This window comes from Rhodococcus sp. WS3, assembly GCF_003797085.1.
Lineage (GTDB): Bacteria > Actinomycetota > Actinomycetes > Mycobacteriales > Mycobacteriaceae > Rhodococcus_F > Rhodococcus_F globerula.
Window position 1 is genome coordinate 14285 of sequence record NZ_RKMA01000002.1, and the last position, 15054, is coordinate 29338.

Annotated in this window: 15 protein-coding genes and 1 tRNA gene; 9 read left to right on the forward strand and 7 right to left on the reverse strand. The window is 61.2% G+C overall.

Translation table 11 applies throughout. The features are described 5' to 3' along the window. Nucleotides 1–48: 48 nt before the first annotated feature. The 4 genes from EEB13_RS14245 (at nt 49) to EEB13_RS14260 (ending at nt 3881) form a co-directional block, all read left to right on the forward strand. Nucleotides 49–1590, forward strand: coding sequence for a pseudouridine synthase (locus EEB13_RS14245; RefSeq protein WP_141485620.1), 1542 nt, complete (start codon nt 49–51; stop codon nt 1588–1590). 11 nt (nt 1591–1601) lie between these two features. Next, entirely contained in the window at nt 1602–2282 is a 681-nt protein-coding gene (gene cmk / locus EEB13_RS14250; RefSeq protein WP_179300812.1) for a (d)CMP kinase, read from the forward strand. Then, on the forward strand, nt 2279–3706 hold the full coding sequence (gene der, locus EEB13_RS14255; protein WP_033231894.1) for a ribosome biogenesis GTPase Der: 1428 nt from the start codon (nt 2279–2281) through the stop codon (nt 3704–3706). Before cmk ends, der begins: the two co-directional genes overlap by 4 nt. A gap of 101 nt (nt 3707–3807) precedes the next feature. Continuing rightward, nucleotides 3808–3881: transfer RNA gene (locus EEB13_RS14260), tRNA-Pro, on the forward strand. 83 nt (nt 3882–3964) lie between these two features. On the opposite strand, the gene EEB13_RS14265 is transcribed toward EEB13_RS14260, so the two are convergent. Beyond that, nucleotides 3965–4795: a class II glutamine amidotransferase gene (locus EEB13_RS14265; protein WP_175393642.1), complete on the reverse strand. Its 831-nt coding sequence runs from the start codon at nt 4793–4795 to the stop codon at nt 3965–3967. A gap of 134 nt (nt 4796–4929) precedes the next feature. On the opposite strand from EEB13_RS14265, the gene EEB13_RS14270 reads away from it, so the two are divergent. From EEB13_RS14270 to EEB13_RS14280, 3 genes are all read left to right on the forward strand, one after another. Next, nucleotides 4930–8214 carry a protein kinase domain-containing protein gene (locus tag EEB13_RS14270; protein WP_141485621.1) on the forward strand — a complete coding sequence of 1095 codons (3285 nt, stop codon included), beginning with the start codon at nt 4930–4932 and terminating at the stop codon, nt 8212–8214. A 114-nt stretch (nt 8215–8328) separates the two neighbouring features. After that, the gene (locus EEB13_RS14275; protein WP_033231895.1) at nt 8329–8772 is read left to right on the forward strand and encodes a DUF6389 family protein; all 444 of its coding nucleotides are present in this window, start codon (nt 8329–8331) and stop codon (nt 8770–8772) included. A gap of 21 nt (nt 8773–8793) precedes the next feature. Continuing rightward, nucleotides 8794–9192 (forward strand): hypothetical protein, encoded by a 399-nt coding sequence (locus tag EEB13_RS14280; protein WP_033231896.1) that lies wholly within the window; start codon nt 8794–8796, stop codon nt 9190–9192. Between the two features lie 94 nt (nt 9193–9286). Here EEB13_RS14280 and EEB13_RS14285 read toward each other — a convergent pair whose 3' ends face one another. The 4 genes from EEB13_RS14285 to EEB13_RS14300 all read right to left on the reverse strand — a co-directional run bounded on the left by EEB13_RS14285 (nt 9287) and on the right by EEB13_RS14300 (nt 12230). Next, complete coding sequence (locus EEB13_RS14285) at nt 9287–9700, reverse strand: hypothetical protein (RefSeq protein WP_261984551.1); 414 nt, start codon at nt 9698–9700, stop codon at nt 9287–9289. A 218-nt stretch (nt 9701–9918) separates the two neighbouring features. Continuing rightward, nucleotides 9919–10629, reverse strand: a complete 711-nt coding sequence (locus EEB13_RS14290; protein WP_095886386.1) for a GAF and ANTAR domain-containing protein — start codon at nt 10627–10629, stop codon at nt 9919–9921. 129 nt (nt 10630–10758) lie between these two features. After that, entirely contained in the window at nt 10759–11088 is a 330-nt protein-coding gene (locus EEB13_RS14295) for a hypothetical protein (RefSeq protein ID WP_141485622.1), read from the reverse strand. Beyond that, entirely contained in the window at nt 11085–12230 is a 1146-nt protein-coding gene (locus EEB13_RS14300) for an alkane 1-monooxygenase (protein WP_141485623.1), read from the reverse strand. Before EEB13_RS14300 ends, EEB13_RS14295 begins: the two co-directional genes overlap by 4 nt. A gap of 805 nt (nt 12231–13035) precedes the next feature. Here EEB13_RS14300 and EEB13_RS14305 point away from each other — a divergent pair. Further along, nucleotides 13036–13347 (forward strand): MerR family transcriptional regulator, encoded by a 312-nt coding sequence (locus EEB13_RS14305; protein WP_033231898.1) that lies wholly within the window; start codon nt 13036–13038, stop codon nt 13345–13347. A gap of 136 nt (nt 13348–13483) precedes the next feature. On the opposite strand, the gene EEB13_RS14310 is transcribed toward EEB13_RS14305, so the two are convergent. Then, nucleotides 13484–13705 (reverse strand): CDGSH iron-sulfur domain-containing protein, encoded by a 222-nt coding sequence (locus EEB13_RS14310; protein WP_116103480.1) that lies wholly within the window; start codon nt 13703–13705, stop codon nt 13484–13486. Between the two features lie 5 nt (nt 13706–13710). Further along, entirely contained in the window at nt 13711–14382 is a 672-nt protein-coding gene (locus tag EEB13_RS14315) for a HemK2/MTQ2 family protein methyltransferase (RefSeq protein WP_141485624.1), read from the reverse strand. Nucleotides 14383–14681: 299 nt separating this feature from the next. Between EEB13_RS14315 and EEB13_RS14320 the strand changes: the two genes are divergently transcribed. Beyond that, a complete protein-coding gene (locus EEB13_RS14320; protein WP_033231900.1) occupies nt 14682–15038 on the forward strand; it encodes a hypothetical protein in 357 nt (118 codons plus the stop codon). Nucleotides 15039–15054: the final 16 nt, after the last annotated feature.

Genomic DNA, 15054 nt, shown 5'->3' on the forward strand with positions numbered 1-15054 from the left:
AAAGACCCGACCACAGTCGGGAAACAGCTGAAAACTGACAGGAAAAAAGTGAACAATCCCGCTCGCCGAGATGGCACACCGGACCGTAACAACTCCCGCGACACCCGCGGCGCACGCAGCGATGCCCCCCGCGGTGGTCGTAGCGACAGCCCCCGTGGTGGACGCAGTGACGCCCCCCGTGGCGCACGCAGCGAAGCCCCCCGTGGTGGACGCAGCAACACTTCCCGCAGTACTTCCGGATACGACCGCAATGCCGGATCCGACCGCCCCCGCACGGATGACCGTCGCAGTGGATTCAATGATGATCGGCGCCCCCCGCGCAGTGATGATCGTCGTCCCCCGCGCAGTGATGATCGTCGTCCCGCACGCAGTGATGATCGTCGTCCCGCACGTAGTGATGATCGTCGTCCCGCACGGACCGACGACCGTCGTGGTGGTTACAACGACGACCGTCGTCCGGCACGCACCGACGACCGTCGTGGTGGCTACAACGATGACCGCCGAGGCCCGCGCAATGACGATCGTCGCGGCCCCCGCAGCGATGACCGTCGTACCCCTCACGTTGATGCCCGTCGCGCACCGCGCGGTGGTGCTGACCGTCGCAGCGACGATCAGCGCGGCGCACGCCCCGAGGCCCCTCGCGGCACTGCCTGGGCAAACGCTCCTCGTGGATCCAAGTTCGACGGACCTCCGCGCAAGCGGCCGGCAGCCCCGACACCGGCGGCAACCAACAAGCGTGGCAAGCCGAAGACGGAGAAGCCGCAGCGCGTCGTCTCCCAGAACCCGTTGGTGTCCAACGCCAAGCCTGCGCGTCATCAGCACGCCGAGGTCACCAAGCACGACGGCCCGCCGAAGGGCGACGGCGTCCGCTTGCAGAAGGTCCTGGCTCAGGCCGGCGTCGCATCACGTCGTGCAGCAGAAGAACTGATCGACCAGGGTCGCGTCGAGGTCGACGGCCGCATCGTGGTGGAGCAGGGTCTGCGTGTTGATCCCGAGAACGCAGTAGTCCGCGTCGACGGCGTTCGTGTTGTCGTGCAGAAGGACCTCGTCTACTTGGCAATGAACAAGCCGCGTGGATGGCAGTGCACCATGTCTGACGACCTCGGTCGCCCGTGTGTCGGTGACATCGTCTCCGAGCGCGTTCAGTCCGGTCAGCGACTGTTCCACGTCGGCCGTCTCGACGCCGACACCGAGGGCTTGCTCCTCTTCACCAACGACGGCGATCTCGCTCACCGCCTGATGCACCCGTCGTTCGAGGTTCCGAAGACGTACCTCGCCACCGTTCACGGCGTTGTCGAGCGCAGCACCGGTAAGCAGTTGCGTGACGGTGTCACCCTCGACGACGGTCCGGCCAAGGTGGACGCATTCACTGTGCTCGAGATCAACGAGGGCAAGACGCTCGTCAAGCTCGTTCTGCACGAAGGTCGCAAGCACATCGTGCGTCGCCTCCTCGATGCCGTCGGTCACCCTGTTGTCCGCCTGGTTCGCACCAACGTCGGAGTTGTCGCTCTCGGCGATCAGCGTCCGGGAACGCAGCGCGTACTCGGTCGTAGCGAGGTCGGTGGACTGTACGAGGCGGTCGGCCTGTGACCGATTCGTCCATGCCGCTAGTGGTCGCGATGGACGGACCGTCCGGAACCGGCAAGTCCAGCGTCTCCCGTGCGTTGGCGCAGCGTTTGGGCGCCCGCTACCTCGACACCGGAGCTATCTACCGGATCGCGACCCTGCACGTGCTGCGTCAGGGAATCGATCTGACTGACGCTGCGGCGATCACCGCTGCGGTTGCGGCGTTGCCCTGGTCCATCGGTACCGATCCGAGCAACGAGCAGGTGCATCTCGACGGCGCGGACGTCAGCGAGGAGATCCGCGGCGACGCGGTGACCAAGGCTGTCTCCGCGGTGTCGGCCGTGCCCGAGGTTCGCGACTTGCTGGTTGCCACTCAGCGTGAGTTGGCGGCGGGCGCAGACCGGATCGTCGTCGAAGGACGCGACATCGGAACCGTCGTACTCCCTGATGCGGACGTCAAGATCTTCTTGACCGCATCGGCGGAAACCCGTGCGGCACGCCGCAATACGCAGAACGTCGGCCAAGGCCGCGAAGACAATTACGAAGCGGTGCTGGCTGATGTGCAGCGCCGTGACCATCTCGATTCGACTCGGGCAGTGTCGCCGTTGCGCCCTGCCGAGGATTCCATCCTGGTGGATACGAGCGAATTGGGCATTGAAGATGTGATCGCCAAGCTGCTGTTGGTGGTCAGCGACAGAACTGGAGCAGTGCAGTGAGCGACGATCTGGTAACCGAATTTGCCGGCGACGGAACCTGGTCCGAGGAATCGGAGTGGGACTACGCCGATCTCGAAGCGGACGGCGAAGGCGAAGCGCACATTGCCGTCCCGACCTTGGCTGTTGTCGGTCGACCGAACGTCGGCAAGTCGACGCTCGTGAACCGCATCATCGGCCGCCGTGAAGCGGTAGTCGAGGACATCCCCGGCGTTACCCGTGACCGTGTCTCGTACGAGGCGAACTGGGCCGGCCGACGCTTCCTCGTCCAGGACACCGGCGGATGGGAGCCCGACGCAAAGGGCCTTCAGCAGGCCGTTGCTCGGCAGGCCGAGTTGGCCATGGGAACGGCTGACGCCATTCTCCTGGTCGTCGACGCTGTTGTCGGCGCCACCGCGACGGATGAAGCTGTGGCTCGGGTGCTGCGTCGTTCCAAGACCCCGGTCATTCTCGTTGCCAACAAGGTGGACGACGGACGCACCGAGTCCGAGGTCGCCGCACTGTGGTCCTTGGGTCTCGGTCAGCCGTACTCCGTGAGTGCGACGCACGGCCGCGGTACCGGCGACCTGCTCGACGAGGTTCTGGAGAAGCTTCCGGAAACCCCGCGTGAAGGCATCCCTGGCGGCGGCCCGCGTCGTGTTGCTCTGGTCGGAAAGCCGAACGTCGGAAAGTCCAGCTTGCTCAACAAGCTGTCCGGCGACGAGCGGTCCGTCGTACACAACGTTGCCGGCACCACCGTCGACCCGGTCGACTCGATCGTCGAACTCGGCGGGCGCCCTTGGCGTTTCGTCGACACGGCTGGTCTGCGCAAGCGCGTCAGCCATGCCAGCGGCGCCGAGTTCTATGCGTCGCTGCGCACGAAGAGCGCGATCGAGGCCGCTGAGGTCGCGATCCTGCTCATCGACGCACACGAGCCGATCACCGAGCAGGACCTCCGTGTTCTGAGCATGGTGGCCGACACGGGTCGCGCATTGGTGATCGCATTCAACAAGTGGGACCTCGTGGACGAGGACCGTCGACTCATGCTGGACAAGGAAGTGGACCGCGATCTGGTCCGCGTTCCGTGGGCTCAGCGAGTCAACATCTCCGCCCACACCGGTCGCGCCGTGGCGAAGCTCGTGCCGGCCCTCGACACGGCTCTCGAGTCCTGGGACAAGCGCATCCCCACGGGTCGCCTGAACACCTGGCTCAAGGAAGTTGTGGCAGCAACACCGCCGCCGATGCGTGGTGGCCGACTGCCTCGCATCATGTTCGCGACGCAGGCAAGCACGCGCCCGCCGACATTCGTTCTCTTCACCACGGGCTTCCTCGAGGCCGGCTACCGTCGCTTCATCGAGCGACGTCTGCGTGAAGAGTTCAACTTCGACGGCAGCCCGATCCGCGTATCCGTCCGAGTGCGCGAGAAGCGCGACCGTAAGAGCCGCTAGTTTCTGCGTCCAAACAGTACTAAAAAGGCTCTGACCAGCCGATTGGTACTTCAGCCCGTCTCTGATGTAATCTTTCCAAGCGCCCGAAACAAGGGCGCGGACGGGCTGTGGCGCAGCTTGGTAGCGCACTTGACTGGGGGTCAAGTGGTCGCAGGTTCAAATCCTGTCAGCCCGACCGAAGAGCAAAAATGCGGTTCCGGAGAAATCCGGAGCCGCATTTTTTGTTTGTCTGAGTGGATGTCGATGTCGAACCGGCACTCACGTAGGGATTGGCTCGAACTCCCGCATTTCGTCCCGTCCCGCTTGAACGACACCCGCAGCCGATTCCGGCACCTCGTTCCACGCTCCCGGAAGGTCGCGCAGTGGTTCGGAAACGACGATTCGTGCTTCCTCACCAAGGTGGTGCAATGCTTCCACTTCGGGATGGAGTTTCCGCAGCGTGGAGATCTCGGTGGAGAAGAAGAGCGACCTTGATTGTCTTTCAGTCGAATAGCGGAAGATCCAGGTTGATGTTCCGTCCGTCGTAGCGACCGTCATCTGTACTGGATTGTCGATTCCGTGGGCGCGGGCTGTCTGCTCGACAAACCCGACCGCTCTGGCAACGCCGTCGAACGGATCATCGGTCAAGCCGAAGGTGAGCGCGAGAAAGAACAGAGTTTCCGAGTCCGTGGAGCCCTCCAAGTCGGGGAAGAGCGATGGATCGATGGCGGTCACCAATTCGCGTTTGATCTCATGGAACCCGCGCAGGGAACCGTTGTGCATCCACATCCAATTGCCATGTCGAAATGGGTGACAGTTGCTGCGCTGCACCGGAGTACCGGTTGATGCACGGATGTGAGCGAAGAGCACCGCCGTCCGCAATTGGCTGGTGACCTCGCGGAGGTTCGAGTCGTTCCACGCGGGTTCAATGCTCTTGAACAGGGCAGGCTCGCTGCCCTCTCCGTACCAACCGATTCCGAAGCCGTCGCCGTTGGTTGTTGTCGCGCCGAGACGAGAATGCAGGCTCTGGTCGATTAGCGAGTGTTTTGGCCGGAACAAGAGGTCATGCGCAAGGATCGGTTCACCTGAATATGCCAGCCACCTGCACATCTTTCCATTGAATCAGATTGCGGCAGTGATGACGATCCTCTACGACTGGTGAGGGATAGGGTTGAAGGGCGCTGGTCGTGCCGTCGGGACCAGTGGCCAGGAGTTAGGTGCCGACGGAGTGAGTAGGCCGTCCGATGGGTGAAGGTGATTCGCTCGGCACTCAGCGTTACCCGCCGCCGTCGGCCGTGGAACTGGGAAGTGCCGGCTTCGACGATGTCCAGGAGATCGGCCGCGGCGGATTCGGCGTCGTCTACCGCTGCATGCAGGCAGATTTGGATCGCCCGGTTGCGGTGAAGGTGCTCACGGTTGATCTCGACGAGGAGAACAGGTCTCGCTTCTTCCGGGAACAGCAAGCGATGGGCCGGTTGACCGGACACCCGAACATCGTCAACATTTTGCAGGTCGGCGCCACCGACAGTGGCTGTCCGTTCATCGTGATGCCGTATCACCCGCGGGATTCCCTCGATGCTCGGATTCGACGCGACGGTCCGCTGCCGTTGGATCAGGCGTTCCGCCTGGGGGTGAAGATGGCGGGCGCGGTGGAGTCGGCGCACAGGCTCGGCATCCTGCACCGCGACATCAAACCCGCCAACATCCTGCTCACCGAGTACGGCGAACCGGAGTTGGCCGACTTCGGTATCGCGCATATCACCGGTGGTTTCGAGACTGCCACCGGGGTCGTCACCGGGTCGCCGGCATATACGGCGCCGGAGGTGCTGGGGGGAGATCCGTCGAGTCCAGCGGCCGATATTTACGGTCTTGGCGCTGTCCTGTTCAGCGCTCTCACCGGTCACGCCCCGTTCGAGCGTCGTAGCGGTGAGCAAGTTGTCGCGCAGTTTCTGCGGATCACCAAGCAAGCGGTACCCGACTTGCGTGACCATGGGATCCCCGACGACGTGGCCGAAGTAATCTCTCGCGCGATGTCGCGGACGCCCGGCGCGCGCCCAGTCACTGCCGCGGAGTTCGGCGAGCAACTGCGGCAACTGCAACGGCACTACGATTTCCCGGTCGACGAGATGTCCCTACGTGCCGAACCCGGCGAACCCGGCGAACCGGGCGGCGGCTGGCGACCTGGCCCTGAAGGTCGACTGCGACGTTCAGGTGCCTTTACTCCGAGCACGACGGGGGAGCTTCCGCTGGAACTGACCAGCTTTGTGGGCCGCCGACGCGAGCTGACCGAAGCGAAGAACCTGCTCGCCGCTGGCCCGTTGGTGACGTTGACCGGGATCGGCGGGGTCGGAAAGACGCGGCTGGCGATGCGGCTCGCGGCGGGGATGCACAGCGAATTTGACGATGGCGTCCGGGTCGTCGAGTTGGGCGAGCTGCGTGACGAGTCGTTGCTGATCGAAACAGTGGCTGGTGTGCTGGGACTGCGGGGCCAGTCGGCGAGACCGGTACCGGAGATGCTGATCGAGTTTCTCGAACCGCGGGAATTGCTGCTGGTTCTGGATAACTGTGAACAGCTGGTCGATGCCGTCGCTGAATTGGCCGCGACCCTGGTGCGCGTCTGTCCGTCGCTACGGATTCTGGCTACCAGCCGCGAACCCCTCGACATCGGTGGGGAGGCGGTGCTGCGGGTTCCGCCGCTTGGCGTCCCTGAGCCCGAGCGGAAGCCGTCGCTCCGGGGATTGTCTAAATACGATGCAGTGTCGTTGTTCGGCGAGCGCGCCGCGTCGGCAGTTCCGGGATTTGTGCTCACCGAGGAGAACGCGGAGACGGTGGCCGGGATCTGCCGCAGGCTCGACGGGCTGCCGTTGCCGATCGAGCTGGCGGCGGCGCGATTGCGGGCGATGTCGCTCGAGCAGATTCTCGAGCGATTGACTGATCGATACGCGCTGCTGACTCGAGGTATCCGGGGCGCCCCGTCGCGGCAGCAGACGTTGCGGCTCTGTATCGACTGGAGCTTCGAGTTATGTACTGCCAGTGAGCAACTGGTGTGGGGTCGGTTGGCGGTATTCGCGGGTAGTTTCGAACTCGATGCTGCGGAGCAGGTGTGCAGCGCGGACCAGTATCCGGGCGCGCTTCTCGACACGTTGACGTCATTGGTCGATAAGTCGATTCTGATTCGCGAGGAACATGGGTCGGTGGTGCGGTTCCGGATGCTCGAGACGTTGCGCGAGTACGGCTACGAGAAGCTCGAGCAGTCCGGCGATCTAACGGAACTGCGCCGCCGGCACCGGGACTGGTACGAACGGTTGGCGCTCGACGCGGAGGCCGAGTGGGTCAGCGACCGCCAACTCGACTGGATCGCGCGTCTGAAGCGCGAGCAACCGAACCTGCGGGAAGCCCTCGAATTCAGCGTCGTCGACGATCCCGTCGCCGGCCTGCGAACCGCTGTCGCGTTGTCCTTCTTCTGGAGCTCCCAAGGCCTGTACAACGAGTGCCGGCACTGGATCGACCACTTGCTTGCCCGTCAGAGCGGCCAATTCACCCTCGACTGGGCCAAGGGTCTTTACTTCGCCACGCTGATGGCGAGTATTCAAGGTGACCTCAGGGCCGGGGCGGGCCGCGTCGAGGAGGCACGGAGTCTCACCGCTCACACGCGTGACCCGATGATGCGCCCACTCGTTGACTTCGCCGACGGAATGCATGCTCTTTACAGTGGTGACCCCAGGCGCGCTTCCTCGCTTCTCGAAGCCGCCGCCGCCGGATTCAGCCGTCACGGCGATCGGACGCTCGAGGTAGGTGCGTTGTATTCGTTGGGGTTGGCCTATGGATTGAGCGGCCAGATGGACAGGGCAATCGAATGTCTCGAGCGTGTCCTCTCGATCACGGACCACTATGGCGAGAAGATGTATCGGTCGCTCTCGTTGTGGGCCCTCGGCATCGCCGTGTGGCGAAAAGGCGATACCGATCGTGCGATGCGGCTACTCGAGCAATCGCTGAAGTTGGCCCGCCTGGTACACCACCCACGCGTCGCAGCAGCTTGCCTCGAGACGATGGCCTGGATCGAGTGCGGGCGGCGCGACGCCACCAGAGCCGCAGTGTTGATGGGAGCGGCGGATGGGTTGGCGCACGCAATGGGCAGCACCGCGATTATTCATTCCAACTTACTTGTCTATCACCAGGAATGCGATCAGAAGGCGCGTCAGAAGCTCGGAGACAAAGCATTCGCGGCGGCTTTCCGAAAGGGGCAAGGCTTCGGACTCGAAGCTGCAATTTCCTACGCCCTCCACGAACGGCTCTCCGACGCAGCCGGATCCGGCATGGACGCCTCGACGCGACTGACCAAGCGGGAACGCCAAGTCGCCGATCTCATCGCCCAAGGTCTGACCAACCAGGCCATCGCCGATCGGCTGGTGATCTCACCGCGCACCGCCCAGGGGCATGTGGAGCACATACTGACAAAACTGGGGTTCACCTCGCGGGCGCAGGTTGCAGCCTGGATTGTGGAGAGGGACCGTGATCGGACATCTTGACACGATCTCGCGAGATCCGTTGCCGATCAATAGATTTAGTGTTCTCCTGCTGTAGGGGCATGCTGTTGCTCCGAGGGTGAACTGCTCCGGGAACGGCACGGATATGCTGAGTCCGTGGAAGCAACTGAGTACCGCGCCGCACTGAGAGCCGTCCTCGACACCGCGTCGCTGGTCGTGGCCGCTCGGCTCGAAACGATACGCAACACAGCGTCTGCCCGAATTGATGGCGTGATCATCGAGGTATTCGTCGACCAGGACGCGCACGGCACGTTCGATGTCTGGGCGCGATTCGACGGCCCTGATGCGTTCACGTTGGATAGGCAGCTCGGTGATGAGCGGGAACTGTTCGGGGTCATCTGGGGTGAGGACGGCTGGGAGCCTGCGGTTCCGGTCCGGCCGCGGATTTGGTCACGAGTGGAACTCGAGGACGTCATCGTCGAGGTCGTTGCCGAGTGGGTCGACCCACTCATCTTGGTCGGGCCATCCAACCTGTACTGGGAGGTCGCCACGCCGGACGGTGCTGTCGACCCGCGCCCCGTCGGAGCGAACCGTGAGTGAGCCTTCGATCGGTGTGGCCGGATGACGCATCGGCTCAGGTTCAGATCGGTGTTCGGCGGCCCGTCGATACCGCTGACCTACTTCGAAGAGTTGAGTCGGATCAAGTGGCAGCTGCGGAACGTGGAGTTCCAGTACGACTTCGACCTGTTTGTCATCGTCGGTGGCGACATCACGACGGTGACTGATCCGACTGGTGTCCGGTCCCCGCGTGTTTTTCTGGCGCGGCGCACGATCACTGCGCAGATCCAGATGAACAGTGCCGACGTCCTGGGAGATTCCGACCCACGCGGATTCTTGCGACAGACGATCCACGCTGCGGTGACGGAGCTGATCGCGCGCATCGCCGCCCGCGACGCCGACTTCGACGTGGATGTGGAACGGCAGAAGGTCGCGTTCTTGGTGGGGGAAGCGCTCGGCTGACATCCACATTGCTGGAATGCGGCAAAGCGCGTGGTTCGGAGCAACGGCGATAGCGACACAGTTTCGATCTGGTTCGTATTCGATCGAGTGAGACTTATTCCTGCACAGCAGATCCATCAGTCGTGCAACGCAGCCGAGGGGCCGGGGTGATCTGTGAGTGCACCGATATCACGTGTGTTGGCGGCTTCAGGAGGCTGACGTCTCCGAAGTCCGCGTCCGCGAAGATCTTCTTTCCGTCGGCTTCGAGGCGCCTGAGAACGGAATCGAATGCGTCGATAAGCCATTCATCGGTGGCGTCGGCGAGTAGTTCGTCTGGGAGGCCGCCGATTTGAGATTGGAACATACGAACCAACCACGAGCCGGCGGGATAGGTTTCGTCCGACAGACCCTCGGCAGTGTTGGTGGCCAGTACGTAGCGGCTGTACTCGAGATCGACACGGATGGCGTAATCGCCGGCGAGGTTGACAACATTGGCCGGACGCTGGGTTGCAGCGGCCAGCGCGATCAATGCGTCGTTATATGTTTCCGAGTGCTTCGACGTAAGGGGAATGATTGACCTACCTGTTCGAGGTGGCCGTTGCAGGGCAGCACGGCATGGGAATTAAACGTCCGTTGCCGATGCTTGACGAAGAACTGAAACAGATCCTATCCCAGCGGGCCAGACATGATGCTGCCGGCTGCAAGGCAACCGTCTCGCGCCAACTTTCTCAGGAGACAGCGAGCCGGTCAGTCGAGAGTAGATCGATGCCGGACGATGACGTCGCGAGCGAGGTCTGCGACCTTGACATTCATGTTCTGCGAAGTCTTCTGCAGAATCTCGAATGCTGCGTCGCTCGATACCCCGTGTAATCCCATCAGCAAACCGACGGCCTGGCCGATCTCACGGCTACCGGTCAGACCTCGCCGCAGCGATTCGGCATCCTCTCCTCGCGACAACGCAGTGACTGCCACAGACGCGAAGGAGACGAGAACAATAGCCACGTCGGCTATGTCCTCCGTGAACGCTCCCGGTGTATCGGAGAAGAGGTTGAGAGCACCGATTTTGCGTCGGTCGACGAGTAGGCGGAACCCCATGCTTCCACGGATCGGAGTCTTCGAGAGAGCTTGCCGCGCAAATTCAGGCCACTGGTTCGGAGTGCGCAGATCCGACTCGAGCTGTGGTGTTTCGGTTTCGAGAGCGTCAAGGCACGGACCTTCTCCGGTGGCGCGCTCCAAATCATCTGCAAAAGCGGCCATCTCATCACTCGCAGCGACGGTGACGGTGGTGTTCCCACGGCGCAGCATCAAACTGGCATGATCACAACCGGGAATCAATTCGACCGCGGCGGAACAGATCGCGTTGTACACGTCGGCATCGTCTGTCGCGGAGTAAAGAATCTGGGCCAACGCCGCAAAAACAGCTGCGGGTTCTGTCAGGGCATTGTCTGGCCAAGACATCGTTTGTGCACCTCGGGGTCTGCTGTTAAGTCCTACCTGCATCGAACGGTACTAGATCCTACTTTCCCGTCGTCAGAAGCTTTTTGCGGCTCGACGCTTCCCGGATCTCGACGGTTGAAATGCTGTGAATCATCTTCCGTCGGTGTCGTCCTGCTTCGTGAAACCTTGCTCTCCGGAATCCTGCTCTGCGGGGGAACCGAGGCGTACTTGTCGTTTGTATCGTGCAGCGGTCGCGAGGAGGTAGCGCTCAGCGGCGGTGTAGTCGATGGTGGTGCCGTCACGCTCGTTGCCTGGTGTTATCAGTTCAAGATATCGGCGCCGGATGCTTGCTGCGTCAGGTTGCGTGCGGAGGAATTCCACCGCTGCGATGATCTCCGGGGCGGGCGGTATTTTACTGCGGTCCGTCGTTCCTGCAGGGGGAGTGGAGCCGTGCCTTTCCTCACCGGTGTGCGCGTTCATCGTGAAGTCGCTTTCGTGTTGACGAGGGTGAGATCACCGTCGTAGTAGGCGAGAACACGGCGATCCATGAGCCACCTCCACAACGGGGGTATCCAAGCGCAGACGATCATTACCGCGTATCCCGCCGGCAGTTGCGGTGCCGTCGGGCTACTTCGCAATGATTGGTATCTCAGGCGTGGGTTGGCGTGATGATCGCTGTGACGTTGAAGTTGATAGAGGAACACATTGCTGACGATGTGATCACTGTTCCAACTGTCCTCCGGTCGGACTTTCGTAAAACTGCCGTCGGATCTGCGCTTGCGTAGCAGTCCGTAGTGTTCGATGTAATTTGCCGCCTCCAAAAATGAAATCCCGGCGATCGCTTGGAGTGCCAGCCAAGGGGCGATCTGCCAGCCGAACACTGCGATCAGTCCACCGAATAAGACGATGCTCATCACCCATGTCTGAACGATGCTGTTCTGCGCACCCCAGCTGAGTTTTCCGCGTCGGCGCGTACGCGCTGTTTCGATCGCCCAACTCGATTTCAATCCGCCGATTACACTGCGTGACAAAAACATCCAGAATGATTCGCCGAACCGAGCGCTGGCTGGATCGTCCGGTGTTGCCACTCGGACATGGTGCCCGTGATTGTGTTCGACGAAGAAATGCCCGTAGAACGATTGTGCGAGAACAATTTTTGCCAACCATCGCTCGACGGCTTCGCTTTTGTGTCCGAGCTCGTGTGCGGCATTGATTCCTACGCCGGCTACGATTCCGACTGTCATGGAGAGGGCGATCTTCTCACCCATCGCCATGGGGGCGTTCACCCAGCACCAGCACGCAAACGTCAACCCGGCATACTGTAGTGGCACGAAAAGGTAGGTGCACCAACGATAATAGCGATCCTCTTGCAGCGGTAGAATTGCATGATCCGGCGGGCTCTGGCCGTCTCTACCTGAAATCAAGTCGACGATCGGAATGATCAGTACCAGAATCCATGCCCCGGTCGCCCAGAACAATCCCAAGCTCAGACGATCGACGAGCAACCAGGACAGGAATGGGCTCAGTGGGATCAACAAGGCCACGGGCCACCAATACCGTTTTCGATCCCGCCACCTGGGTAGATCAACTGCCTCGGTAGCGATATCTTTGTCGGTCGTCATGGTGTCTCCAACATGTGCTGCACAGTCGTGGGTGTTCCGGTCGTCTGCTGAGCATGCAACCTATGTATCCCTTTCCATCGCAATAAGTTACAAGGATATTCGTGCGACTGATGGGTGGTCCCCGAGCATTCTCGGCGCTGTGTCTATCGACAGAGTCTCGTGTTGCGGCGTCTTGTGTCACGCCGTTTCGGACGTGTCCGTATACGAATGTTCACAGAGGTAAATGGTGCCGCGAGGAAATGTGCGGTCACCGCGCCGAGCATGCAGGAAATCAAGCAGAAACTTCAGGATCTGGACGACACTTCTCTGGGCTGGACAGCAACATATCTAGTGCTGTTCAGTTTGCTTGTAGCACTGCGCTTATCGCACCGCCCATCTTCGGACCACGTTACAGTGTCAGGCAGGTCGGTTTGGAATTGGTGTCCGTGTTTCGAAACCCGATCAACGTAGGCACTCTCGATACTGTCGGATAGGCCTTGGTCCGGCTTCCCTCGTGATTGGTCATTGGGCCTCCTGGAGTCGCGTGGTCAACACTGCCTGAGGCGTCGTTCTGCAGATGTGACACTAGATCTGCCTGTTCATTCAGATCTGTCTGTTCTTTCGACGGTTGCGCCCATCGCCTTCCCTCAAAATCTATACCAGCAGCTGCAGATAATTGGCAACAGCTGAGGTGGAAAATTGACGGGACAAATGCGCGCTCGCATTGCACACTGCTGGACTCATGAAATCTGTGCTGGCGACGTTAGATTGAAATGCAGAGAATGTTAAGGTTGCACGGTCAATGAAGACGCCTAGGAGGTATACCGTGACGTCAGAGACCCAGGCGCGCGCGCTTCGAGGCGTTTACGGAATCTCGGTGATGGCCGAACTTTCCGGAGTCGGGCCGCAAACGTTGAGATTGTATGAGCGACGAGGGTTGTTGACACCGACCCGCACCGGAGGCGGAACCCGCCGATACAGCGAATCGGACCTGGAGACGCTGGCCCGTATCACTGCGCTGATCGACGACGGTGTCAACTTGGTCGGCATCCGGTTAATACTGTCGCTCGAGGCCGAGAATTCAATTCTGGCGGCGAGGGTTGCACAGTTGAGCGAACAAACTGGAGTTCGAGTCTGACCGGCGAGTTGGTTCCGGTTTCCTCTGCAGGCCCACCGCGAATCATGATGGCTCGCTACAACTCTCGAACCTCACATCCTCTGGTGGACTAGGCCGCGCCGAGGGCTCACATGGCTTCGCCACATCACGTCCACATTCAGCGCTGGTCACGAGGGATGGACTTCCTTTTCTTGTGTGTGCCGTCGCAGAACGGAGAGATACTCGTGCCACCGCATCGGCACAGCGCTACCGTTGCCCGTTTTCGTTCGATCGGATTGCCCGCGCCATCGATCAGGGTTGCAGGACCACGAACAAGTATCGGTCCGTCCGGGCACACGGTGACGGTGACCGTGCTCATGTCGCGTTCGGTATCGGACATGGGATTCACATGACCTCCTTGTCGAGACTTGATTTCGCGGCCCGAAGGACGACGATCTCTTCGGTGCGCTGGCCCGGAGCGATGAGGCCGCGGGCCTCGAACAGTGCCGCCCGCGCGGAGAGTACGCGCCCGAAAGGGATCTCCGCGCGAGCCACGACTTCCACAGATAACCCCTGTTCTTCCAGCATGGACTGAGTTTTCTCAGTCCCGCTGAGCACAGACTGCGCTATCAAGAGAACACCTGACTCGGCAAGCACTCGGGGTGCGTGTGTGCATATCCGATCCAGAAGCACTCGCCCGTCTACGCCCGCGTCCCACGCCCGCTCCACGCCGCGAGTGGGTAGGACGTCGTCGTGCGCAGGAACGTACGGGGGGTTGGAAATGACTACGTCGAAACGTTGGTCTTGAACGGGTGTAGTCAGATCGCCTTGAATCACTCGAATCGAATGTCGATGCAGGATGGCATTCAACTGGGTGGTGACGACTGCGCGACGAGATATGTCGACGGCGGTGACATGTCTGGCTCCGATTGCAGCGGCGCGCAAGCTCAGCGCCCCCGTCCCGGTGCAGAGATCCAGTACCCGTGAGTCCCGTCCTAGTCTCTCTGCAGCCAGTGCGTCGGCCAGCAGCCACGTATCTTCCTGTGGAGGGTAAACACCTGGCAGACGCAAGAGCATCGGTGACTCCTCGAGGTTGTGCGTTGTGGTGACGCGGCCGTTTAACTGAAGCAATCCTATACTCCAAACGGTCAATTATCTGCATCCACTGATGTAGATAAGCTACATTTAGACTGGATAACAAGAGTCGATTTGAAATCAGGACAAGGCGAGTATGGCGGGAGGTATGACTGGTTACAGATCAATCATCACGACGGCGCGGTCGATTGGCCCACGAATGCCTCTGGGCGCCGAGCGTGAGCGAAACGCTACTGCGATACTGAATGGGTCGGCGTGAAATACAGCGGAGGGTTTCCTCGATGACTGAACAACCCGGTCTTGCCGCAGGGGCCGAGCGGGAAATCGGCAGGAGGACAATCACTTACGCAGTCTCGATCGTCCTGGTTGTGATTGTGATGATAGTGGCACTTGTGGTGTTGGGTTCTCGGCGGGGCGAGTGTTTCGACACCGACGTGCTGGTCTGCTCGCGTAAGGATCGACGCCTTTTGGTGTTCTTGCCGAGCGTGACGCTCTTGGTGGGCGCCGTAGGGGCATTCTTACGAGCGTCGCCGCGATGGCATCGCACTCGCAGACTGTCCATCAGATCGTATGTCGGATGGATTCTCGTAGGGTTGGCCGTAGCGTACGGTGCGGCGTCGTTTTCCTTCTTGTTCTGACCGATCCGAAGGGCGA